Source organism: Bifidobacterium erythrocebi (assembly GCF_012932675.1).
Classification (GTDB): Bacteria; Actinomycetota; Actinomycetes; order Actinomycetales; family Bifidobacteriaceae; genus Bifidobacterium; species Bifidobacterium erythrocebi.
Genome location: NZ_JAAIIF010000006.1, coordinates 157,314 through 179,710 on the forward strand (window position 1 = coordinate 157,314; position 22,397 = coordinate 179,710).

At 62.0% G+C, this 22,397-nt stretch carries 15 protein-coding genes; 12 read left to right on the forward strand and 3 right to left on the reverse strand.

Going from position 1 to position 22,397, the window contains the following annotated elements; genetic code table 11:
• Positions 1-100: 100 nt before the first annotated feature.
• Positions 101-2,521 carry a lysylphosphatidylglycerol synthase transmembrane domain-containing protein gene (locus tag G1C98_RS02485; RefSeq protein WP_169078899.1) on the reverse strand — a complete coding sequence of 807 codons (2,421 nt, stop codon included), beginning with the start codon at positions 2,519-2,521 and terminating at the stop codon, positions 101-103.
• Positions 2,522-2,607: 86 nt separating this feature from the next.
• Positions 2,608-4,044: an adenylosuccinate lyase gene (gene purB, locus G1C98_RS02490; RefSeq protein WP_169078900.1), complete on the reverse strand. Its 1,437-nt coding sequence runs from the start codon at positions 4,042-4,044 to the stop codon at positions 2,608-2,610.
• 186 nt (positions 4,045-4,230) lie between these two features.
• Between purB and G1C98_RS02495 the strand changes: the two genes are divergently transcribed.
• From G1C98_RS02495 to pepN, 7 genes are all read left to right on the forward strand, one after another.
• Positions 4,231-4,701: a very short patch repair endonuclease gene (locus tag G1C98_RS02495; RefSeq protein ID WP_205831857.1), complete on the forward strand. Its 471-nt coding sequence runs from the start codon at positions 4,231-4,233 to the stop codon at positions 4,699-4,701.
• A gap of 249 nt (positions 4,702-4,950) precedes the next feature.
• Positions 4,951-5,655, forward strand: coding sequence for a GNAT family N-acetyltransferase (locus G1C98_RS02500; RefSeq protein ID WP_169078902.1), 705 nt, complete (start codon positions 4,951-4,953; stop codon positions 5,653-5,655).
• Positions 5,655-7,028: an MFS transporter gene (locus G1C98_RS02505; protein WP_169078904.1), complete on the forward strand. Its 1,374-nt coding sequence runs from the start codon at positions 5,655-5,657 to the stop codon at positions 7,026-7,028. Before G1C98_RS02500 ends, G1C98_RS02505 begins: the two co-directional genes overlap by 1 nt.
• 85 nt (positions 7,029-7,113) lie before the next feature.
• Complete coding sequence (gene dapB, locus G1C98_RS02510; RefSeq protein ID WP_169078906.1) at positions 7,114-7,869, forward strand: 4-hydroxy-tetrahydrodipicolinate reductase; 756 nt, start codon at positions 7,114-7,116, stop codon at positions 7,867-7,869.
• A 168-nt stretch (positions 7,870-8,037) separates the two neighbouring features.
• A complete protein-coding gene (gene dapA, locus G1C98_RS02515) occupies positions 8,038-8,943 on the forward strand; it encodes a 4-hydroxy-tetrahydrodipicolinate synthase (RefSeq protein WP_169078908.1) in 906 nt (301 codons plus the stop codon).
• A gap of 100 nt (positions 8,944-9,043) precedes the next feature.
• A complete protein-coding gene (locus G1C98_RS02520) occupies positions 9,044-10,921 on the forward strand; it encodes a ribonuclease J (protein ID WP_169078910.1) in 1,878 nt (625 codons plus the stop codon).
• A 270-nt stretch (positions 10,922-11,191) separates the two neighbouring features.
• Positions 11,192-13,798, forward strand: coding sequence for an aminopeptidase N (gene pepN / locus G1C98_RS02525; protein WP_169078912.1), 2,607 nt, complete (start codon positions 11,192-11,194; stop codon positions 13,796-13,798).
• 128 nt (positions 13,799-13,926) lie between these two features.
• Here the strand turns inward: pepN and G1C98_RS02530 are convergent, their stop codons facing one another.
• Positions 13,927-15,546 carry an alpha-amylase family glycosyl hydrolase gene (locus tag G1C98_RS02530; protein ID WP_169078914.1) on the reverse strand — a complete coding sequence of 540 codons (1,620 nt, stop codon included), beginning with the start codon at positions 15,544-15,546 and terminating at the stop codon, positions 13,927-13,929.
• A 208-nt stretch (positions 15,547-15,754) separates the two neighbouring features.
• Here G1C98_RS02530 and G1C98_RS02535 point away from each other — a divergent pair, with 208 nt between their 5' ends.
• The 5 genes from G1C98_RS02535 (at position 15,755) to G1C98_RS02555 (ending at position 22,349) form a co-directional block, all read left to right on the forward strand.
• A complete protein-coding gene (locus G1C98_RS02535; RefSeq protein WP_169078916.1) occupies positions 15,755-17,005 on the forward strand; it encodes an extracellular solute-binding protein in 1,251 nt (416 codons plus the stop codon).
• Between the two features lie 284 nt (positions 17,006-17,289).
• Entirely contained in the window at positions 17,290-18,666 is a 1,377-nt protein-coding gene (locus tag G1C98_RS02540) for a carbohydrate ABC transporter permease (RefSeq protein ID WP_169079182.1), read from the forward strand.
• Positions 18,663-19,562 carry a sugar ABC transporter permease gene (locus tag G1C98_RS02545; RefSeq protein ID WP_169078918.1) on the forward strand — a complete coding sequence of 300 codons (900 nt, stop codon included), beginning with the start codon at positions 18,663-18,665 and terminating at the stop codon, positions 19,560-19,562. The genes G1C98_RS02540 and G1C98_RS02545 overlap by 4 nt, the downstream gene beginning before the upstream one ends.
• Positions 19,563-19,567: 5 nt before the next feature.
• The gene (gene pulA, locus G1C98_RS02550; RefSeq protein ID WP_169078920.1) at positions 19,568-21,625 is read left to right on the forward strand and encodes a type I pullulanase; all 2,058 of its coding nucleotides are present in this window, start codon (positions 19,568-19,570) and stop codon (positions 21,623-21,625) included.
• Positions 21,606-22,349 (forward strand): HAD family hydrolase, encoded by a 744-nt coding sequence (locus G1C98_RS02555; protein ID WP_169078922.1) that lies wholly within the window; start codon positions 21,606-21,608, stop codon positions 22,347-22,349. Before pulA ends, G1C98_RS02555 begins: the two co-directional genes overlap by 20 nt.
• The last annotated feature ends 48 nt before the right edge of the window (positions 22,350-22,397 follow it).

The following is a 22,397-nucleotide window of genomic DNA, read 5'->3' on the forward strand; positions in this document are numbered from 1 at the left end:
CGCCAAATACCGCATTATGGCAACGTTTTTCCGTGTTTTCTTCCCGTTTTGGGCAAAAATGTGGGACTTGTGTGACAAGTTCGGCGCATTGCGACGCGATTCAGGCGAGATTGTGCTTGTTCAGCCAGCGCATGGCCAATGCTCCCAACGGAATACGCAGCCAATAGAACACCACGCGATGCAGCAGCGTGGCCGACAGCGCCACGCCCTGGGGGACGCCGACCGCGACGAAAGCGAAGGTAAGCGCCGCCTCGACGCCGCCGAGGCCGCCCGGAGTGGGGACTGCGGAGCCGAGCGCGTAGGCGAGCATGAACACGAAGATCGTCTCAAGAGGGTTCATATGCACGCCGAACGCGAGCAGGGCCGACCAGAACGCCAGACCGGTGGTGATGTTCTGCAACAGGCCGCCGCAGATGCTGACGGCAAGCTCGGTGGGCTGGTTCAGCACATTGATGAGCTGCGTGAAATACGTTTTCGCCATGGGCACAAGACGCTGCAGCATCAGGCGGCGCAGCGGCGGGATCATCATGGCGATGGCCAGCACCGCACCCACGATGCCCAGCACGATCACCAGGGTGTTCGTGGGGATGCTGCCCGACAGCGTGTGCTTGCCGGTGAACAGGCCGATGCCGATGATCAGCACGAAATACGCGAGATAGTAGACGGCCATCACCGCGCTCATAATGGCGGTGGCAGTGGTATTGCGGTAGCCGGACTTGCGCAGGAACTGCAGGTTCACGAAGGCCGGGCCCACACCGGCGGGCATCGACACCGTGGCGAATCCGCCCGCGACCTGGCTCATGAACACGCCGAGCGGGTGCCGCTTGCCCTTTTCGATCAGCGCGCCGAGCGAGATCGACGATCCGATCCAGCTCAGCAGGCCGAACGCAAGACAGATCACGGCCATGGTGGGATTGGCGTTGCGCAGCGCCGCGAAGATCTCTTCCGGCTTGAGCTGGGTGAACACCACGACCACGGCGACGATGACCAGCAGCATGGTCAGCATGGACCGCCAGGAGAAGCGCGCCAGCGTCACCGTTTCCGGAACGTCGCTCTGCTCGTCGTCGGCCATGGCGTTGATGGAGGACTGCAGCGTCTTCAGCAGCTGCCTGTCCCAGGAGTCCAAGGCGCGCGTGGGGGAGGGGATGGCGACCTTCTGCAGGAACGGCGCGATCTTCAGCAGCGTTTCCTTGCCCCACACCTCGCGCGCGGCGGCAAGGGCGTCGTCCACGCCGATCAGCGCCGCGAACAGCGTGAGCAGCTGCACTTTGTCAAGTGCGATATTGGCGCTCGTCGAACCGCTGTCGCCGTTGTGCCAGCCGGCGATGACGGGGATGCCGCCATCCATTCGGGCAAGGGAGTCGGGCGTGATGCGGCGGTGCGTGTAGCCGCGCCTGTTGGCCACGTCGAGGAATCGCATGTATTCGATGGCATCGTCGCGCGTGAGGATATTCAGATTCGTCGGGCGTTCTCCGGTATGCGCATCGAGTACCAGAATCGCCGATTCCTCCGTATCCGCCACGCCATAGGGTGCCATGGCTGGCAATCCCGCGGCGCGCAGCGCCAGCAGCATGGAGAAATGGTGTTGCACGGCATCGCGGACATTGCGGTCGCGGCGGGTGGGGATGCCGGTGAAACGCAGCCAATCCCACAACTGCTTGAGATAACCGGCGGTGTGCGTCTGTGCGTCGAGCACGGAGACCACGTACCGTTTGCCGGCGGTGGTGTGCATATCGTAGATGCGCGACCCCTCCACCAGATCGTCGTCCAAGGATGCGTTGAGGGAACGGACGCGGCTGGTCGCTTCCTGGCTGCGGGTGAGCGTGGCGACGTCAAGGCCGATGGCGCGCAGCGCATTCGCCAGTTCCTCACCCCATATGCCGGTATTGCGTGTTCCCGTGGCGAAGCGGATGACCATGCCGAGCGCCCTGCCGAGGGAGAACGAGACCAGCGCACCGGCCACGGAATGCCACGACAGCATCACCATGAGCGCACCGGTGGCATAGAGCAGGTTCCACCCCCACTTGACCGAGGAACGGATGCGGCGCGGTCCCGCAGCGGTGAGGAAGGCCGCCATGGCGGAATAGATGCCCGGCAGCAATCCTGAATCCAGCAACGTGGTGGCGGAGACCAGCGAAAGCGCCAGCGTCCTGTCGCTGATCCCGCAAAGCAGCAGCGATATGCCCCATGAAATCAGGTATCCGGCGAGCATGCTGCCTATGGCGATCACCGTGGTCAGCCATTCGCGGGCGAACAGTAGTTGCAGTACCACGGTCACGACGATGATGACGGTGACCAGCTGCTGCAATACGGAGGCGGGGATGCTGGCAAGCCAATCGAAGGCCCGTGCTGCGGTGTGCACGTCCGATTCGACACCGCTGGTGATGCCGCCCATATATACGGCGAACACCATTACGATGGCCGCGCCGGCCAAGGCGACCGCGGCGCGTGTGAGATCCCCGAAATCGTGGGTACGTCTGGGGGCGACGTCGTCAATATGCATGTCCGTCCTATCCGTCATGCGTGTCGATATGCCTTAAATGTCGATTGCCGATGACGGCGGCCGCCTGGAAGGCCCCGCCATCATCGGCAATCGCATGGTGAACGTCAGCGGTCGAAGGCGACCAGCTTGCTGGCCCAACCGGTGTAGGTGGCCGGCGTCAGCGCCTTGAGTCGTGCCGCGGTCTCGTCGTCGAAGGCCTGCTGGTCGATGAACTGCTCGACGGCCTCCTTGCTGATCTCATGGCCGCGCATGAGCTCCTTGACCTTCTCGTACGGCTTTTCCATGCCGGGCAGGCCCTTGAGTTCGCAGGCGCGCATGGCGGTCTGGATCGGTTCGCCGAGCACTTCCCAGTTGGTGTCGAGCTCGTGTTCGATGGCCAGATCGTTCGGGTGAATGGACTTCAGGCCGCCCATCAGGTTGTACAGCGCCAGCTGGCTGTAGCCGAGCGCGGAACCGATGTTGCGCTGGGTGGTGGAGTCGGTCAGATCGCGCTGCCAACGGGATTCCACCAGCGTGGCGGACAGCGTGTCGAGCAGGGAGCAGGAGATCTCGAAGTTCGCCTCGGCGTTCTCGAAGCGGATCGGATTCACCTTGTGCGGCATGGTGGACGATCCGGTCGCGCCCTTCACCGGAATCTGCGCGAACACGCCGCGGGAGATGTACATCCACACATCCACGCACAGATTGTGCATGATGCGGTTGGCGTGCGAGACGGTGGAATACAGCTCGGCCTGCCAGTCATGGCTTTCGATCTGCGTGGTCAGCGGGTTCCAGGTCAGACCCATGCGGTTCTCCACGAACTCGCGGGAGACGGCGATCCAATCGACGTCCGGGCAAGCGGCCAGATGGGCACCGAAGGTGCCGGTCGCGCCGTTGATCTTGCCCAGGTATTCCTGGTTTTCGATGTGCTTGAGCTGTCGGTTCAGGCGGTACACGTACACGGCGAGTTCCTTGCCGAGCGTGGTCGGGGTGGCGGGCTGGCCATGGGTCAGGGACAGCAGCGCCTTGTCCTTATACTCGTCGGCCTTGTCGGCAAGGTGATCGATGATCTCCTTGAACGCCGGGGTCCACACCCGTTCCATCGCGTTCTTGACGCAACGTGCGGTGGAGAGGTTGTTGATGTCTTCGGAAGTGCAGGCGAAGTGCACCAGGGTCTTGAGACGTTCGTTGATGTTGGTCAGTTCGGCTGGGGCTTCGTCGATGAAGTCGTCGATGTAGTATTCCACGGCCTTTACGTCGTGGTGGGTGACCGCCTCGTGTGCGGCATGCCGGGCGATGCCTTCGGCACCGAAGTTCTCGGGGATGGAACGCAGATAGTCCTGTTCTGCGGCGGTGAACGGCTTGACGCCGTCGATGATCGGCTGGTTGCCGTTGCCTTCGAAGCCATTGGCCAGCAGGATCATCCATTCCACTTCCACGCGCATGCGTTCGCGGTTGAGCGCGGGTTCGCTCAGGTATTCGACCAGAGGCGCGGTGGCGTTGTGATAGCGGCCGTCAAGAGGGGTGAGTGCGATTGCGGGAGAGATATCAGTAAGCTTCATGCCTTTCAGGGTACTTGGTGGCGTGGAGCTGCGCGATGCCATGGCGTTACACTCGTAGGCGTGGCAAACGGGAACACGGGTAAGACAAGCGGAAACACGGGCAAGGCGGGCAGGCGTTCGGGCGGCAAAGCGGGCGGCAAGACCGGCAAGATCGAGAAATACGAGCGGGGCACGCGCAGCTACACCATGTCGCATATCCGGGGCAAGGACACCAAGATCGAGGTGCTGGTCCGCAGCTATCTGTTCCGGCGCGGCCTGCGATTCCGCAAGAACGACAAGCGTTACCCGGGTCACCCGGACATCGTGCTGCCCAAATACCATGTCATCGTCTTCGTCAACGGCTGCTTCTGGCATATGCACGAAAGCTGCGGCAAGCAGTCGATGCCGAAATCCAACGTGGAGTTCTGGAACGCGAAACTGCTGCGCAACCGTGAGCGCGACTGCCGCCAGCATCGGCAGCTGCTTGCGGATGGCTGGCGCGTCATCGACGTGTGGGAGTGCGAGCTTGCCAGGAAGGTGCGCGAGGAGCGGCTGGAGCGTCTGTACACGCAGATCGTCGATTCCGGCGAGCCGCATATCGACGAGACGAACGACAGCCGTTGGGACGCGCTGGGCGAGCGGGCCGGTTCGCAGGACGCTATCGACACGTCCCGATAGCATCGAGGAGGCCTGTCCGAGCATGAATCGAACGCTTGCAGGCCGGATACCAATCAGAAACCTTGCCGAGTAGAGCTACGGAATTCCGTATGGATTTGCAGCGAAGCCGCCATGCGCCACGCATGGTATCAGGCCTGGGCCTAGGGGGAAACGCACCGGGCCCACGTTGCGGGAATGCCGCTACCCTCGCGCAGCACGTGTGGGCGGGCGCACGTGCCGGACGCAACACAATGAAGGAGCAAGTGCATCATGGCTGCGATCAACGCAACCAATCACGCCGGCCAAACTGCCGACGCCAACCCGAATACCATCATCTATCGCCCCATCACATGGAAGGATGTGGACGCCGTGGTCGAATTGTTCGACCGCACCTGGCCTCAGAGCGGTTCGCTTGAGGGCACGCGATTCTCGACGCTGATATCCAGATACTTCGTGCTGCACTATCTGCAGCCGACCACATTCGCCAACGCCGCATTCACGCCGGACGGAACGCTTGCCGGCATCACTTTCATCCGCGTGGCCGGAGAACGCCCGCAACTCGACGACATCGACGTCGCGGACGAGATGGCCGCCACCGAGCGTCTGATCCGTACGAATCCCGAGGCGTCCAGGCGCCTCGACATGGTGAAGAACTCGTTCGCCTTGGAACTCGATCTCGAACGGGGAAGCAAGGCCAACGAGACCACGCTGGGTGAGCTGGAGCTGTTCGTCGTCAACCCGGACGTGCGCGGGCACGGCGTGGGCGGCGGCTTGTGGAAGCGCATGCAGCAATACCTGGCCGCATGGGATGTGGATGCGTTCTACCTGCACACCGATTCCGATTGCGACGTGAGCTTCTACGACCACAAGGGTCTGGAACGCATCGCGCAGCGCCCGGCCGGTACCCCGGTCGAGGAGGGCAAGGAGCCTCTGTTCGATGACATGTTCATCTACCGGGGGCGGGTGAACGCCTGATGACCACCAATAATGAACCTATCGGTGCAACAGGCTCCGGCGGCGTCGCCGCGTCTGCCGGCAAGCCGCGCTCGCCGTACGCGGTGCTGTTCTCCATCCCCGGCACGAAGGCGTTCTGCGCGTCGGGGGCGTTGGCGCGTCTGCCGATGTCGATGATGGGTCTGGGCATCATCCTCGCTCTGAACCACCTGTACGACAATTGGACGATCGCCGGCACCATGAGCGCCGCCTACGTGCTCGCCACCGCGGCCGTCACCCCGCTGTACGCGCGCCTGTTCGACCGATTCGGCCAGCGCAGGATCGGCAAGGCCGTGCTCGCCGTGCAGATCGTCGCCATGCTCGGCTTCGCGTTCGCCGCACTGGTGCGCGTGCCCATTCCGCTGTTGTTCCTGCTCGCCATCGTCATGGGTTTGACCCAGTTCGCCTTCGGGGCGCTGGTGCGTACCCGCTGGGCGTATGTGCTCGACCGCACCGGCAACAGCGAGATGCTCAACACCGCCTATGCGTTGGAATCCGCCATCGACGAGATCGTGTTCATCTTCGGGCCGATTCTCGCCGCGTTCCTGGCCGCATCCGTGCATCCGGTCTCCCAGCTGTTCGTGCCGACTGCCGCCAGCGCCATCGGCGGCACGATCTTCTTCGCCCTGCGCGATACGCAGCCGCCCGTGGTCCGGGCCATCGAGGTGAGCGCCGTCAGCGCCGACGACAAGGACGTGCGCGCCGCCAACGCGCCGGGCCGCGCCGACGAGAACGCCACCAGGCTGAGCCTCAAGCAGCTGAAGAGAAGCGGTGCAAAGGCTAGGCGCAACGTGCTCACCTATGCCGGCGTGATCCCGCTGCTGCTCGTCTTCATCATCTTCAACATGAGCTTCACCGCGTTTGACACCTCCATGACCGCCGTGATGAAATCGCTGCACCTCGACTCCGTGCTTGGCGTGCAGCTCGCCATGCTGGCGGTAGGCTCGTGCATCGGTGCGCTCGCTTTCGGTTCGCGCGAGCTCAAGGGGTCGCGCTGGCTGCACATGGTGATGTTCCTGTCCGCCATGACCGTCGGATTCGTGGTCATCCACGCCTGCATGGGCAATCTGATCGTCATGGGCTTGGTGGAGATTCTGACCGGCCTGACCATCTCTCCGGTATTCGCCTCCGGCAATCTGGTGATGAAGGAGACGGTGCCGGAGGAGTCGCTTACCGAAGGGCTGTCGTGGGTCTCCATGGCGGGTACCGTGGGCTCGTCCTTCGGTTCCATGATCACCGGCATCGTGCTCGATCATGCCACACCGAGCACCAGCCTCATGATGCCGTGGATCTTCGTGCTGTGCTCGATTCCGTTCGCGTTGCTCGGCTGGATCATCGTCCGCAAACGCGGCTAGTCTCGAACGCATACGAATAGTGACGGGTTTCGGACGGGAGCTTCCGTGCGGAGGCTCCCGTCCTTTGCATAGATAAGGAGCAGACATGATTAGGGTTTCGGTCGTCGGCGCCAAGGGACGCATGGGTTCGCACGTGGTCGACGCGGTCAACGGCGCTGAGGATATGGAGCTGGCGCTCGCGCTCGACGCCGGTGACGATCTGAAGAACATCGCCCCGGCCAACACCGATGTGGTGGTGGAATTCACCGTGCCGTCCGTCAGCCTGGGCAATGTGCTCACGCTGATCGCGCAGGGCGTGGACGTCGTGGTCGGCACCACCGGCTGGACCGATGAGAAGCTGGCCCAGGTGCGTGAGGCGATCGCCAATAGTCCCCGTCCCGACAGCCAGAAGGTGTTCATCGCGCCGAACTTCGCCATCTCCGCGGTACTCGCCGACTACTTCGCCACCAAGGCGGCCAAGTACTTCGAGTCCGCCGAGGTCATCGAACTGCATCATCCGAACAAGGTGGACGCGCCGTCCGGCACCGCCATCCACACCGCCCACGGCATCGCCGAGGCGCGTAAGGCGGCGGGTCTGGGCGACGTGCCGGACAACACCGAAACCGATGGCGGCTCCCGCGGACAGGTGGTCGACGGCATCCACGTGCACGCCGTGCGTCTGCGTGGCCTGAACGCCCACGAAGAGGTGCTGTTCGGCAATGCCGGCGAGCAGCTGACAATCCGCGCCGACAGCTTCGACCGCGGCTCGTTCATGCCGGGCGTGCTGCTGGCCGTGCGCAAGCTCGCCTCCGACGCGCCGACTGGTCTGACCATCGGCCTCGACAACTTCCTCGACCTGTAGATCTCATCCCCAGGTTCCCTCAGGCCGCCGGCATCCGCGCATATGCCGGTGTCGGCGGCATGGAGGGGGAGGAGGAGAATGCCGGTTCGTGGCGGCAAACCTTCCACAATGTGGCTCTTGAGCGCAAAGCGGCGTCAAGAGTCCGTGGCGGGAAGTACCGTGTCAACTATGAGTGAGAGTGACATGCACCTTTTGAACCCGGCTCCGTTTGGCCGCATCCTTCCCGCAATGATTACCCCGATGAAGCCCAATGGCGACGTCGATTTCGAAGCGGCTCAGAAGCTCGCCAAGCAGCTCGTCGCCGATGGCGCCGACGGCTTGGTCGTCAACGGCACGACCGGCGAATCGCCTGTCACCCATATGGATGAGAAGGTGGATCTCGTCCGCGCGGTCAAGGAAGTCGTGGATGTGCCGGTGATCTCCGGCGCAGGCTCCAACGACACCGCGCACACCGTTCGCATGGTGGAGCAGACCCAGGAGGCGGGCGCCGACGCGGTGCTCGTGGTCATGCCGTATTACTCCCGTCCGAGCCAGGACGGCATCGTCGGCCACTACAAGGCCGTCGACGAGAACACCGACAAGCCGATCATCGTATACGACGTTCCTTCCCGCACCGGCCTGAAAGTCAAGATCGAAACATACGACCGTCTTGCCGAACTGGATCACGTCGTGGCCGTCAAGGATGCCACCGGCGATCTGGCGGCAGCGGTCGAGAAGCAGCAGCGCACCGGTCTCGCTTGGTATTCCGGCGATGACGGCCTGTTCCTGCCGTTCCTGTCCATCGGTGCCGTGGGCATTATCTCCGTGATCGCGCATGTCGCGGCCGGCCCCATGGCCGAACTGGTCAACGCCTTCGATCGTGGCGATATCCATGAGGCCCAGCGTCTGGCCAACCGTCTTGCCCCGCTCGTCCATTCCCTCAACGGTGACGGCTATCAGGCCGTCATGGCCAAGGCCGCGCTCAAGGTGCGCGGCGTATTGGACAGCACCACCATGCGTCTGCCGAACATCGGTCCGGATGCCGCACAACTCGAGAAAGCAAAGGCAGGCATGCAAGCCGCCGGACTGCTGTGAGGCGGTCCTCGAGTTTCGCCGTGCGCAGCCGGGCGATTCCAGCTGTCGCTTCCGTAAGAGTACGGAAGCACATCAAATGAATAAGGAATAGTCCCTCAGTATGGCACAAGAAAAGAAAGCAACGAAAAGCACGCGTCGCCGCGGATCGGCGTCGCGCAAAACCAACGATACGCAGAAGAACGCCACCCGTCGTTCCTCCGGTTCCCGTGGCCGCGGGCGCAACCAGAAGAACTCCGCTCCGCAGGCCACCGCGCCGCAGCAGGATGCTGTGCTGATCGCGCCGCCGAAATACCGCAAGGGTTCGATGCGCATCACGCCGCTCGGCGGCCTTGGCGAAATCGGCCGTAACATGAACGTGATCGAGTACAACGGCCATCTGCTGCTCATCGATTGCGGCGTGCTGTTCCCTGAAGAGGAACAGCCGGGCGTCGATCTGATTCTGCCCGATTTCAGCTACATCAAGGATCGTCTCGACAAGGTCGAGGCGCTGGTGCTTACGCACGGTCACGAGGATCATATCGGTGGCGTGCCGTATCTGCTGAAGCTGCGCCCGGATATCCCGCTGATCGGTTCCAAACTTACCCTGGCCTTCGCGGAGGCGAAGTGCAAGGAGCATCATCTCAACCCGACGAAGGTCGAGGTCACCGGTCGTGACAAGCTCAAGGCTGGTCCGTTCGAGCTTGAGTTCATCAACGTCACGCATTCCATCCCGGACGCGCTGGCCGTATATGTCAAGACCCCGGCCGGCTCCCTGATCGACACCGGCGATATCAAGCTCGACCAGCTGCCGCTCGACCATCGCATCACCGATCTGGTCGAATTCGGCAAGATCGGCGAAAAGGGCGTGGATCTGCTCATGATGGATTCCACGAACGCCGAGGTCCCGGGCTTCGTCAAGCCGGAAACCTCCATCGGCCCGGCGCTTGACCAGGCGTTCGCGCAGGCCACCCGCAAGATCATCGTCGCCAGCTTCTCCAGCCATGTGCATCGCGTGCAGCAGGTCGTGGACGCCGCGCACAAGTACGGCCGCAAGGTCGTGTTCGTCGGTCGTTCGATGGTGCGCAACATGTCCATCGCAGCCGATCTCGGCTACCTGCACATCCCCGAGGACACCGTGGTGGATCTCAAGCAGGCGAACGACATTCAGGACGACAAGCTCGTCTACATGTGCACCGGTTCGCAGGGCGAGCCGATGGCGGCGCTCGGACGTATCGCGGACGGCAACCACCGTGACATCCACATCAACGAGTTCGATACCGTCATCCTCGCCAGCTCCCTGATTCCGGGCAACGAGCATGGCGTGTACAAGGTCATCAACAAGCTCGTGCAGCTCGGCGCGAAGGTCGTCAACCGCGACAACGCCGCCGTGCACGTGTCCGGCCACTGCAACGAGGGCGAGCTGCTGTACATGTACAACATCGTCAAGCCCAAGTGCGCCATGCCTATCCACGGCGAGAACCGCCACCTGGTCGCCAACGGCCTGATCGCCGTCAAGACCGGTGTGGATCCGCAGAACGTGGTGCTCGCGGAAGACGGTGACGTGGTCGACCTGTACCATGGCAAGGCCGCGGTCGTCGGCTCCGTGCCGTGCGGCTACGTGTACGTCGACGGCGATTCGGTCGGCGAGCTGACCGACGAGGAGCTGGAGAAGCGCCGCATCCTCGGCACCGAGGGCTTCGTCTCCAGCTTCGTGGTGGTCGACACCGACGCCCGCGAGGTCGTGTCCGGTCCGAAGATCTACCTAAATGCCGTGGCCGAGGACGAAAGCGAATTCGACAAGGTGCGCCATCAGATCGTCGAGCAGCTGAACGACGCGATGATGACGGGAACGAAGGATACGCACAAGCTGCAGCAGATCATGCGCCGTACCTTGGGCAGCTGGGTCGCACGCCAGCTGCACCGCAAGCCGATGATCGTGCCGGTCGTGGCCGATATCGCCACGGACGTGGACGACGGCATGCTGGTCGGCCGCAAGTGAATCCCATGGATTCCATGACCGTGCGCATATAACGGTACGCAGTGCGCGTATGGCGTTGGGGCGTCTTGGCAGGGAGCCTAAACCTTCCTGCCAAGACGCCCTTTCGTCGTATGAGGGGATGTACGGAAAACAAATGTATCTGCACAAGACATGGGGTCTACGTAAGCTAGATACCAGCAATGCGATGGGGCGGCATGACCGGCGTATGGTCATGCCGCCCCTGCACGTCATATAGCAGATGCAGAAATCAGAGATACTCGAAGGAGTTTCATGCCCGGAGCAAACCTTACCCGTGTGGAGGCCGAAGAGCGCAAATCCATCGTGGAGGCGCCCATCCACTATTACGTCGATCTTGACCTCACCGTTGGCGGCAAGACGTTCGGCAGCGTCACCCGAATCAGCTTCGGCGCCAAGGCCGGCGCCTCCACGTTCCTCGATTTGATCGCCGACAGCGTCGAATCCGTCGAGCTCAACGGCGTCGCGCTCGATCCCGCCAAGGTGTTCGTCGACGATCGCATCGAACTGACCGACCTCAAGGAGAACAACGAGGTCGTCGTCAAGGCACTGTGCCGCTATTCCAATACCGGCGAAGGCCTGCATCGCTCCGTTGACCCCTCCGACGGCAACATCTACCTGTACTCCCAGTTCGAGGTCCCGGACGCACGCCGCGTGTACACGGTGTTCGATCAGCCCGACCTGAAGGCCATCTTCGACTTCACCGTGCTTGCACCGGAATCCTGGATCGTCACATCCAACATGCCGGCGCGTTCCGTGGAAGCCGCCGACGTCACTACCCAGGACGGCACGATGGGCGACCATGCGAACGAGGGCACGAAGCGCTGGCACTTCGAAAGCACCCCGGTCATGAGCTCCTACCTCACCGCCATCTGCGCAGGCCCGTACGCCGAATGGCACACCGAATACAGCAACGAGGACGGCCGTACCGTGCCGATGGCCATGTACTGCCGTCAGGCGCTCGCCAAGGCCTTCGAGAAGGATGTCGACTACCTGTTCGACATCACCAAGAAGGGCTTCGCTTTCTATGCCAAGACGTGGGGCGTGCCGTATCCGTACGCCAAGTACGACCAGATCTACGTGCCGGAATACAACGCTGGCGCCATGGAGAACATCGGCATGGTCACCATCCGCGACCAGTACGTGTTCGAATCCAAGGTGACCGACGCCTATGCGGAGCGCCGTGTGGTCACCGTGCTGCACGAGCTCGCCCACATGTGGTTCGGCGACTACGTGACCATGAAGTGGTGGAACGACCTGTGGCTCAACGAGTCCTTCGCCGAATTCACCTCCACCATGGCCACCGCCGAGGCGACCGAATGGAAGGACGCCTGGGCCACGTTCTGCTCCGGCGAGAAGAGCTGGGGCCTGCGTCAGGACCAGCTGCACACCACGCACCCGATCGTCGCGCCGATCAACGACCTGAACGACACCTACGTGAACTTCGACGGCATCACCTACGCCAAGGGCGCCTCCGTGCTCAAGCAGCTCGTGGCCTATGTGGGCCGTGACAAGTTCTTCGAGGGCATCCACAGCTATCTCGACAAGCACGCCTATTCCAACGCCACGCTGTCCGATCTGCTTGACGAGCTCGAGATCACCTCCGGTCGCGATCTGAAGGCGTGGAGCGCCAAGTGGCTTGAGGAATCCAGCATCAACACCATCACCCCGCAGGTCGAATCCGAAGACGGCAAGCTGACCAAGGTCACCCTGACCCAGACCGCTCCGGCCGAGTACCCGGTGCTGCGCCCGCATCGCCTGGCATTGGGCTTCTACAACGAGGACAAGGCCACCGGCAAGATCGTGCGCACCGACCGCGTCGAACTCGACGTGGACGGCGAGACCACCATCGTCGACGCTGTGGCGGGCAAGGAACGCCCGGCAGTGCTGCTGGTCAACGACGACGACCTGACCTATACCAAGATCCGCTTCGACGCGGAAAGCCTTGCATTCGCCGAGCATAACCTGGAACGTTTCGATGACGCGCTCGCCCGCGCCGTGATCTGGCTGGCCTTCTGGGATATGACCCGCGACGGCGAGTTCCCGGCGGAACGTTTCGTCGCCATGACGCTGCGTCTGCTGGCCCGCGAAACCGAATCCACCACGTTCCGCTACGCCCTGGCATGCATGGGCACCGCCGCGCACCACTATGTCGCACCGGCATCCCGCGAGCAGGTGCTGGCGCAGGTCGCAAGCGAACTGTGGAAGCTGGCGAACAGCGCCGAGGCCGGTTCCGACAACCAGTTCCAGCTCGTCACCGCCTACCTTGGGTATGGCAAGGAAGGCGATGAGACGTTCGTGGCCAATGCCAAGGGGCTGCTCGACGGATCCGTCGCCCTGGACGGTCTCGACATCGACAACAACATGCGTTGGACCATCATCAGCGCGCTGAGCGGGGTGAACGCGGTCGATCAGGCGTATATCGATGCTGAGCTCGCCAAGCGGGAGACCACCGAGAACCGCGAGTTCGCACTTGGCGCACGTGCCGCCGCAGGCACCACCGAGGCCAAGGAATGGGCATGGGATCAGGCCCTGCACAATGCCGACCTGACCAACATGCAGCTTGAGTCCATCGCGCGTGGTTTCGCCGGTACTCCGAGCGCCGAACTGGCCGATCCCTATGCCGAGCGGTATTTCGAAACGGCCGATTGGATCTGGAAGAACAAGACCTACCATATGGCCGAGGCGCTGCTCGTCGGACTGTACCCGGGGTATGCGGATCCTGCCAAGCTGGTGGAGCTGGGGGAGTCGTGGCTGGCCGACCATGCCGACGCCGACCGTGCCTTCAAGCGCATCATCACCGAGAACCTCGACGGCTCGCGTCGTACGCTCAAGGTGCGCGAATACAACGAGAACCTGTGATCCGCGCCTGAAGCCATAGGCGGAGCATAGGCAAACCAGCAAAGGCGGTCTTCCGTCCGATTCACATGAACCGGACGGAAGACCGCCTTTGTGATGTACTCGCTATCGCGGCACGGCGGCCGCAACGATCATTTCAGCATGATGAAGGACTGCGCGGGGAGCGTGATGGTGCCGTCGTCATCCGTATGGGCGTCGCCGATGGCGAACAACGATTCGCCATGCAGGCCGTCGACCGTGGCCTGTTCGGCGCCGCGCCCCGGATTGACCGCGATCACGATGCGGTTTCCGTCGCCGTCGAAGCGGGCGAACACCAGCGCGCGGCCATCGCCGGACAGCACATCGAAGCCGGCGTACGCGTGCAATGCCGGCTCCGCGGCCCGCAAGGCGAGCACCGACTGCATGGTGTGCCATAGCGAATCCTTGTTCGCCATCGCACGCTCCACGGTCGGTGCGTCCTCGGCCGGGTCGACGGGCAGATACAGCGAATCGGCGGGCGCCTCGGAGAATCCCAGGTTGGGGCCGCCGTTCCACTGCATGGGGGTACGGCTGCCGGTGCGGGTGTAGCCGCCCTCCTTGGTGGGCAGCTCGCGGTACCGCATGCCGATCTCATCGCCGTAATAGATGAACGGCGCGCCGGGCAGCGTGAGCAGCGTGGCGTAGGCAATCTTGAGCTCGCGTTCGGTCAGACGCTGTGCGGTGCGGAGCGTGTCGTGGTTGCAGGTGATGAGATTGAACAGGCCGTGATGGCGTTCCGCGTCGCGCACCTGCGGCACGTACTGGTTCAGGAACTCGATGACGGGGGTGCCGCTGTCAGCGTTGAAATAGCTGGCATCGTTGTCATGGCATAGCGGGGTGTCGGTGTTGCGCAGCAGCATGTTGTACCCGTTGGGGTTGCCGTCCCAGCGCCAGTCGAGATAGAAGTCCATGTCGAATCCGGCTTCGAGGGACTGGTAGGGGCGCCCCCACTCGGAGACGAATGCCGCTTCAGGGAATTCCGGTCGGATCTTAGAGAACATATACCGCCAGGTCCTGATGGTGAAGGACTTGTCGTCGTCATCCTGCTTGACCAGGCTGTCCGCCATGTCCACGCGGAATCCATCGGCCCCTCGGGAGAGCCAGAACCGCATCACGTCGACCATCGCGTCGCAGGTGGCGGTGGCGTCGGGGCCGAGGGCGGGCTTCTGCCATTCGCGCTTGGGATGGGCGAAGCCGTAGTTCAGCGCGGGCTGGCATTTGAAGAAATTCAGGATATACGTGCCGTCGCGTTCCGCCTCACCGCCGATGAAGGGCAGACCGTCGCCGTTGGCGATCCACAGATTCGTCCATATATACCGTTCGGAAACGTTGTCATCGCCGACCGTGCGATCCCCCGGTTCCGCTTGGGAACTGGCCTTGAACCATGCATGTTCCCCGCTGGTGTGTCCTGGGACGAGATCGAGCAGCACATGCATGCCGCGGGAATGTGCCTCTTCGAAGAGACGCACAAGGTCGGCGTTGGTGCCGTAGCGTGGTGCGACCTTGGTGTAGTCGCGCACGTCGTACCCGGCATCCTTGAAGGGCGAATCGAAGCACGGATTGATCCACAGGGCGTTGCATCCCAGATTGTGGATATAGTCGAGACGCTGAATGATGCCTGTGATGTCACCGATGCCATCGGCGTTGCTGTCTTGGAAGCTCTGCGGGTAGATCTCGTAAAAAACCGCGGAATCAAGCCATTTCGGTGTGTTTTTGAATACGTTTTCTAACATTAGTTTCCTCAAAAAACAAAGAATGATGATGATTATTAATGACACAGTGTAGCGTTGGCGTGGCATCGTTTGCAAAAAAGTGGTATATTGCTAACTGACGATGCAAGGCAGACCTCGCAGCAAACGTTTTGTAGAGGGGCGAACGCCGGGCATCAACACAGGTGATTGCGTTCTCATTGGACGGGGACGCATAAAGAAAGGAAGATCGATGAAGATCAATTGGACCAAGGCTATCGGTTTGACTGCGGCTGCCGCCATGCTTCTGCCGCTCGCCGCATGCGGTTCCAGCAACAACAGCAGCGCACAGTCCAACGGCTCCACCGAGGAAGTCACCCTGAGCGTGTGGGCGCCGCAGGAGGATCAGGCCAAGGATAACAACTGGCTGGAGAAGACCGAGAAGGCGTTCGAGAAGGCCCACTCCGAGTACAAGATCACGTGGAAGAACGACGTCGTCTCCGAGGCTGACGCCGCCGATACCGTCGAGAAGGATCCTTCCGCCGCGGCTGACGTCTACATGTTCGCCAACGATCAGCTCGGCCGTCTGGTCGACGCCGGCGCCATCGGCGAGGTCGGCACCAACGAGCTCAAGCAGGTGAAGAAGCAGAACACCCAGACCCTGATCGACTCCGTGTCCAACGGCGGCAAGGTCTACGGCGTGCCGTACACCACCAACACCTGGTTCATGTACTACGACAAGTCCGTGTTCTCCGCCGACGACATCAAGAGCCTCGACACCATGCTGTCCAAGGCCAAGGTCGCCTTCCCGATGACCAACGGCTGGTACCTGCAGGCCCTGCTGACCAAGTCCGCAGACCTCACGTTCTTCGGTGATGGCACCGACGCTTCCAAGGGCATCACCGTCGACAAGGACAAGCTGACTGCCGCCACCAAGTACCTGGTGAGCGTGGCCAATAACCCGAACTTCGTGCTCGACAACGAGAACTCCGGTCTGTCCGATCTGCAGGCAGGCAACGTCAAGGCATACTTCTCCGGTTCCTGGGATGCCAAGAACGTGAAGGAAGCCCTGGGCAAGAACTACGGTGCCGCCGCACTGCCGACCTACTCCGTTGATGGCAAGTCCTACCAGATGCAGGCCTTCGCCGGCTCCAAGGCCGCCGCTTACAACCCGAACGCCAAGAACCAGAAGGCCGCCGCCCAGTTCGCCGCGTTCCTCGGCTCCTCCGAGTCCCAGAAGTCCCACTACGACATGCGTGAGGTGATCCCGTCCGATAAGACCCTGACCGCTTCCGACGCCTTCAAGAACAACGAACTGGTCCAGGCTCAGAACACCGTGTTCAACGAGCAGTCCCTCATCCAGCCGACCATCTCCGCCATGAACAGCTGGTGGGATTCCGCTCAGGCTTACGGCGAGTCCATCACCAACAAGCAGACCACCGCCGACAACGCCGCTGAGAAGGCCGCTGCCTGGGCTGATCAGCTTGCCGCGATGAACAAGTGATTCGGTTCACACCAACATATAACTGAACATCCGGGTTCCCTCCAGAGCCCTGCCGTGCGGCCGCGGAAACGTTCGCGTGCCGTGGCCGCACGGACTATTCCCCATACGCCCGTTCCCGCTCTCTATATCACAACTGATGCAGTGCGTGTATGTATCCTGCGGTGACGGGCTTAGTAATGACCATCCATGGCATCGTTGCCATGGATAGGGGACTTCCCCCACAACATATTCGTACATTGAGAGAGGCGATTTGAATGACAGCAGCGACTCTTTCCCCCAGAGAGATGAAGCGCCGCCGCAAAATGGGCGCGGATTATGTTCCGCCGTCGCCCTACACGGTGAAGGCCGCGCTCACTGAGGGCGATATCTTCACCAAACTGTCCGCCGTTATTTTCGGTCTGGGCAACATCGTGCGCAAGCAGTACGTCAAAGGCATTGCGTTCCTGGTTGCCGAGATCGCGTTCTTCGTGTTCCTGTTCACCAACGGTATCAACTACCTGTCCAAGCTGCCGACGCTGGGCACCCAGAAGCAGGGCAAGGTGCTCGTCGACGGCTACTGGGTCTACACCGAAGGCGACCGTTCCGTGGTCATCCTGCTGTACGGCGTGTGCACCATCGTCGTGATCCTGCTGTTCTGCTACCTGTGGCGCATGTCCATCAAGACCGCGTACAAGGCGGAATGCCTGGCCAAGGAGAACGGCAGCGCGCCGACCTTCATGGATGACTGGAAGACCCTGTTCGACGCCAAGGCGCATCAGCTGCTGATGTTCCTGCCGACTCTCGGCATCCTGGTCTTCACGGTGCTGCCGCTGATCTTCATGATCTCCATGGCGTTCACCAGCTACGACCACCGCAATCTCGTGCTCTTCCACTGGGTCGGCCTTGAGAACTTCAAGCAGCTGTTCTCCAGCGACGTGAGCAACACGGTCAGCGCCTCCATGTTCATGCAGGTGCTGGTCTGGACGCTGGTCTGGGCGTTCTTCGCCACCTTCCTGAACTTCTTCCTCGGCCTGTTCCTGGCCATGGTCATCAACCGCAAGACCACCAGGTTCAAGAACTTCTGGCGCAGCATCTTCTCCATGTCCATCGCCGTGCCGCAGTTCGTGTCCCTGCTGGTCATGCGTTCCATGCTCCAGCCGAACGGTGCCGTCAACCAGCTGCTCATGCAGTGGGGCTGGATCGACAGCCCGCTGCCGTTCCTGAGCAACGCCACCTGGGCACGCGTCACCGTGATCATCGTGAACCTGTGGGTCGGCATCCCGTACACCATCATGCAGGTCACCGGAATTCTGCAGAACATCCCGGTCGATCAGTACGAGGCCGCGAAGATCGACGGCGCGAACTGGTGGCAGATCTTCACCAAGATCACCATGCCGTACATCATCTTCGTGCTCACCCCGTACCTGATCACCACCTTCACCGGCAACGTGAACAACTTCAACGTGATCTACCTGCTCACGGGCGGCAACCCGACCCCGGTCGGCGCCTCCGCTGGCAAGACCGATCTGTTGATCACCTGGCTGTACAAGCTTACCGTTGACAAGTCGGATTACAACCTCGGTGCAGTGATCGGCATCATGACCTTCGTCGTGTTGGCCGTGGTCTCCCTGGTCACCTACCGTAACTCCGGCTCCTACAAGAATGAGGAGGCATTCCGATGAGTTCCAAGCACGCTGTGGCAGATCCCGAGCGTCGTGGCCTGATGCACGACCAGAAGAAGCGCCGTATCCTCGGCGATGTACTGTCCTATGTACTGCTTTCCGTCCTCGCCATCATCTGGCTGATTCCGATCGTATGGGTGTTCCTGGAAAGCTTCAACAAGAACACCAAGCCGTACCCGAAGACCTTCTTCCCGACGGAGTACACGTTCGACAACTACCGCAAGCTGTTCACGGACACCTCCGTGCTCAACTTCCCGAAGATGTTCTCGACCACCTTCATCGTGGCATGCTTCACCTGCCTGATCTCCGTGGTGTTCGTGCTGTCCGTGGCATACTGCATGAGCCGTATGCGCTTCCGCACCCGTCGTACCTTCATGAACATCGTCCTCATTCTGGGCATGTTCCCGGGCATCATGGCTGTCACCGCCATCTACTTCATCCTGAAGGCCATGAACCTCACCAGCGGCAACGTGACGATCATCGCACTGATCCTCGTCTACTCCGCAGGCACCGGTGCAGGCTTCTACGTGATGAAGGGCTTCATGGACACCATCCCGACCTCGCTTGACGAGGCCGCCCTGCTCGACGGCTGCACCCGCTTCCAGGTGTTCTACAAGATCATCATCCCGATCTGCAAGCCCATGATCGTCTACCAGGCCATCACCGGCTTCCTGATCCCGTGGCTCGACTTCGTCATGGCCAAGGTCATCTGCCGTACGCAGTCGAACTACACCGTCTCCCTGGGTCTGTGGCTCATGCTGCAGAAGGAATACGTGCAGAACTTCTACGCACGCTTCGCCGCCGCTGCAGTGGTGATCTCCATCCCGATCGCCATCATGTTCATCGTGATGCAGCGCTTCTACCAGGAATCGATGTCCGGTTCCGTGAAGGGATAGCATTCATGTCGCTCACTAACACAGCAGAGCCTTATCCGTTGTGTTTGGAGCGTCGATTGGGCGCCACCGTTTCCGACGATGGCGCCCAATTTGCGCTCTGGGCACCAACCGCCAGCCAGGTGACGCTTCGCCTGTTCGCGCATGGCACGGACGGCGAACCCGGCAGCCGCGCGCTGGGGGAGTACCGGATGCATCCCGAAACGGACGGATCGTGGACAATCGATGTTCCCGGCGCGACGCATGGCGTCTATTACGACTATCTCATCGAGTTCGAGGACGGCAGCGTGACGCGCAGCGCCGATCCCTGGGCACGTGCCGCCGGCGCGAACGGTCGGCGCAGCATGGTGGTCGATCTGTCGCGTACCGATCCTGACGGCTGGGATGCGGACAAGCGGCCCGGGACCCCGATCGATTCGGACGTGATCTGGGAGACGCATATCGGCGATTTCAGCAATGACCCGTCCAGCGGCGTCCCCGCGGAGCATCGCGGCAAGTATCTCGCCTTCACCGATTCCGGCACCACGCTCGACGGCGAAGGCGCGTTCCCCACCTGCGTCGAATACCTGAAGCGGCTCGGCATCACCGTGGTGCAGCTGCTGCCGTTCTACGATTACGGTTCCGTCGACGAGACGCGGTCGGGAGGCTACAACTGGGGCTACGATCCGGTCAACTACAACGTCCCCGAAGGCTCCTACGCCACCGATCCGTATGACGGCGAAGTGCGCATCCGCGAGTGCAAGGCCATGATCCAGGCGCTCCACGCGGCCGGCATCAAGGTGGTGATGGACGTGGTGTACAACCACATGTACACCACGGACAACTGGTTCGAACGCGTGGTGCCCGGGTACTTCTGCCGTCGCACGGACGACGGCGCGTTCGCGAACGGCTCCGGCTGCGGATGCGACATGGCCACCGAGCATGAGATGTTCCGCAGGTTCATGGTCGAATCGGTCACGTACTGGGCGAGCGAATACCATCTTGACGGGTTCCGCTTCGATCTGATGGGTCTGATCGATGTCGAGACCATGCGTGCGATCCGCGCCTCGCTTGACGCCTTGCCGGGCGGCCGCTCGATTCTGATGTACGGCGAGCCGTGGGCCGCGGGGGAGAGCGCCCCGCTGCCGGGTACGATTCTGGCCGACAAGCGTGCGCTGCTGCTGCTCGAGTCGCGTATCGGGCATTTCTGCGACACCACGCGCGACGCGATCAAGGGCCATGTGTTCTACCGTGACCAGCCGGGCTATGTGAACGGTGCCGCGCAGCAGAACCGTCAGGCCGTGCTCGACGCCGTGAACGCCCATCGCACCGCACGCGTGAGCGAGGGGAATGCCGGGCAGATCATCCAGTACGTCTCCGCGCACGACGATCTGACGCTGTGGGACAAGCTGAGCATCAGCATGCGCGGCAACGGCACGGATCATCTTGCCAGCAACGCCATGTATGACGATGTGCTCGACGGCGCCGCCGCGGCGAAGGAGGTACTGAACGCCAATCTGCTGGCCGCCGGCATCATTGGCGTCTCGGCCGGCCTGCCCTTCATGCTTGCCGGTGAGGAGTTCGCGCGTACCAAGCATGGCAACGACAACTCCTTCGAATCCGGCAGCAGGATCAACGAGCTCGACTGGCACCGTGCCTCGGATATGCGTGGTCTGGTGCGTTTCTATGCCGATCTCATCGCGCTGCGTACCGGCGATAAGGCATGGTTCGACGCCGAGCGCATCGTCGTTCCGACGGAAAGCTCCATGATCGCCTTCCTGGTCGGAAAGCACGCGGTACTCATCAATCCGGATGTACGTGAACGCACCATGCCGTTGACCGTGATGAATCAGGCCGTTGCTCGGTGCGATGCCGGGCGATTCGGGGATGCCGCGCCCATATGGCGTTGTACGCTGGATTCCACCAGCGATCGCTATGCGGTTGCCGCGTCGGACACGCAATCCGAGACCAAGAACGTGCGGCAGGCCGGTGCAGGCGCATGTGCGCTGGACGATGCCGGATTCCATCTGGCTGCGCGGTCGTTGTCGATTTGGACAAGGGAGGTCCATGATGGCCAAACGATATGAGGCGGTGTTCTTCGACCTGTACGGCACGTTGATCGACATCCGCACCGATGAGGAATCCCCCAGGGCATGGAACGCCCTGTACGAGGCGCTGCGAGACGCCGGTGCCGAGTATGCGGACGCCGATGGCGTGAAAAGGGCATTCAACGAAGGCCTTGCACGGGTTCTGGAAGGCCACGGGTCGGATCAATGGTATGAGCCCGACTACATTCCCGTCTACCAGCGGATGTTGGCCGATCGCGGTGTGGCCGCGGACGAGAATCTCGCCCGGGACATGGGCCGCGTGTTCCGTCGCGCCTCGACGAGCCTGTTCCGCCTGTATCCGGGGGTGATGGTCATGCTGGACACGCTGAAGCGTGAGGGGGTGCGCGCCGTTCTGGTCAGCAACGCCCAGTCGTGCTTCACGCGCCCCGAACTGGCGTTGCTCGGCTTGGACAAGGCCTTGGACGACATCCTGATCTCCAGCGAGGAAAGCGTTCGCAAGCCCGGGGCGGCACTGTTCGAGCATGCCTTGCGGCGCGAGGGTCTGACCGCCGATCAGGTGGTGATGGTGGGCAATGATTCCGTCAACGATATCGGCGGTGCGAAATCGGTCGGTATCGGCGGTATCTACTTCAATACGGAGATCTCGCCGTCCGGCGACACCCTGACCTGCGATGACGCGCTCTTGTCATGCCGTGGCGCCGACTACGACGCGATGCTGGAATTCGTTCTGAGGCGTCGTTGAGCACGTGCCGCTGGGTCGCGCTGTCACGGCATAATAGGTCGGCCGGCA